1 pseudogene is annotated in these 912 nt (G+C 57.0%); it reads right to left on the bottom strand.

The features are described 5' to 3' along the window. Positions 1-747, bottom strand: a pseudogene (locus tag DBR30_RS21785) (M17 family metallopeptidase); the annotation flags it as partial. Between the last annotated feature and the right edge of the window lie 165 nt (positions 748-912).

Raw genomic sequence — 912 nt, 5'->3', positions numbered from 1 at the left:
GCGGCGCACCGGCTTGGGTGGATAATAGCTGAGCTTGACCATGGCCCCCTGATTGTCTTCCGAGCCACGAGCAACAGCCAGAAACGCCCCCGCCCCCAGCTCGGCCAGCTGCGCCTGATCATAGTGATGGCACTGCCACCCCTCATCTTGCGCCAGCTTGCTGACAAACTCGCAATAGCTGGCGGCCGTCAGCTCGGAGGCAGGCAACACCGCCAGATGGCGAGCCAGCCCGTTGCCCCCCGCTTCGCTGTAAAGGCGTGCCAAGTCCAGCACCACCGAGGGTGAAACCTTGATCTGCTGATAGCTCCAGCTGCTTTCACTGCGGCGCTTGCTGGTGGGCAACGAAATATTGGCGGCAAGCAGGGCTGACAACATCACTTCGGCCAGCATCACTCGCTCGGAGGGAGAAAAACCTTCCAGATGTAGCCCGAGCCGCTCCACATTAAGCCCAGAAAGAGGAGCAATCCAGCCTCTGATCTGTTTATAAAGGCGGTGATCCCGCGTCACACTGCCGGCCACAAACATCACCTGCAACAGGGTATTGCCGTGCATCAGGGTAAAGGGCGCCTTTTTCCCCAGCGCAAGCTGGGTCTGGAGACCCGCAAGAGCGGTCAGCGAAAGTAAAGACTCCTTCTGCTCTTCGGCGATCAGCAGCAGTTGCAACGGCAGCCCTTGGGAAAGGGCTTCGGCCAGCGTGGCATCCCGGCTTTCAATAGCAGGAGGAAGATAGGTGAAGGGAGTGATCACAGGCGCGTGCCTCATCCATGAAGAGATACCTGATGATACCCAACAAATGGTTGATACGACCAGTTTTGGTCTTGAAAAAGCGTCAGAAATAGCAGCAATCACCAGATGGTGACGAGCATCAAGAAGGATTGTTCAATGATTGGCAATGCAGGAAGGGAACGTACA

Origin of the sequence: Aeromonas sp. HMWF017, assembly GCF_003061465.1 — a bacterium.
Classification (GTDB): domain Bacteria; phylum Pseudomonadota; class Gammaproteobacteria; order Enterobacterales; family Aeromonadaceae; genus Aeromonas; species Aeromonas veronii.
The sequence above is the reverse complement of the archived record's forward strand: the minus strand, read 5'-3'. Positions and strand labels throughout refer to the sequence as shown.